Below are 1,217 nucleotides of genomic sequence, written 5' to 3' on the forward strand. Positions count from 1 at the left end.
GTTCTGTTGTTGCGCGAAATCCGTGACTCTCTGAACAAAAACTAATCACAATACCTAAACATACACACACAAACCAAGGCCGTCTGAAACCATTTCAGACGGCTTTTCTCATACCAATTTTCATTAAGCCCTTCCTATTGAAAAAACCATGCCTTCCCTTTCTCAGCAATCTATCCTGCTTTTTCAACCATGAAGCAATGCTCATGGTAAACACAAAGAAAATAAGAGCAGCATAACTCCTTGCCAATAAAAAAGCCCGATGCGTTCAACATCGGGCTTTTAACTGGAAAACCAATCTTAATCTTTGCGTGTTTCCACCAAAATCATTTCGACTGCTACGTCTTCCACTTCTACTTTAGGCACATCCGAACGGCGTGTTTTGGCAACCGGTTCAGGTTGTGGCTGCGCAGCAAAAGCGGCAACGGCTTGCGGATCGGTTTCAACGAAGATCAAATCGCCCAAGCTCTCAGGTACAACGATTGCGACAGGCGCTGCTTCAGCGACGGTTTCAGTTTGTGTGGCAACAGTTTCGGCTGGTGCTTCAACCGGTGCAACAGTAGCCGTTGCATTCGGAGACAATACCGCAGAAATGGCTTCTTTGACGTTGCTGACTGCAGAAGCAAGCAGGGCTTGTTCGGCATCAGCGCCTTCAGTTTGCGCTACGGCAGGCTCGTCTTCGCTTTCAATCGCAAATACGAATGGCTCTGCGTTGGTCACTTCAGGCTCGGATACCACAATCACCAGCGGCTCGGCTTGGTCGCTTTCAGAAGACAATGTCGCATTTGCAGCTTCAACCTTTTCGTTCAAACCTAAAACATGCGCTACGGCAAAGAGGACTTTGTCGGCGGTATCGGTAATGTTCAGGTATTGCTCGATTTTTGCCGAAGACGGAATATTGCGTTTTTTGCTGTTAGAACGGCGGTCGTTGCGGTTGTTGCGCTGACGGTTGTTGCGGTCACGTCCTTGACGGCCATTGTTTTTCACACCCTCTTCGCTGCGGACGTTGTTGTCCTCTTCGACTTGCGCCTGTTCGCCATCGGCTTGAACGTTCACGTCCTCAACACGGTTTTCCGCAGATTGATTACGGTTGCGCTCGTTACGACTGTTGTTGCGGCGGCGTTTATTGCCGTTTTGTTCCGCTTGGTTTTCAGACGGCATTTCAGCCAGTGCAGCCACTTCTTGAACATTTACGTCTTCAACCGTTTCCTCAACACGGT

The 1,217-nt window shown here is 48.9% G+C and carries 1 pseudogene; it reads right to left on the reverse strand.

Annotation, left to right across the window (positions count from 1 at the left end):
* Positions 1-297 precede the first annotated feature (297 nt).
* Positions 298-1,217, reverse strand: a pseudogene (locus tag ACTHUM_RS14605) (Rne/Rng family ribonuclease); the annotation flags it as partial.

The sequence above is a fragment of the Neisseria sp. P0021.S006 genome (genome assembly GCF_051956895.1).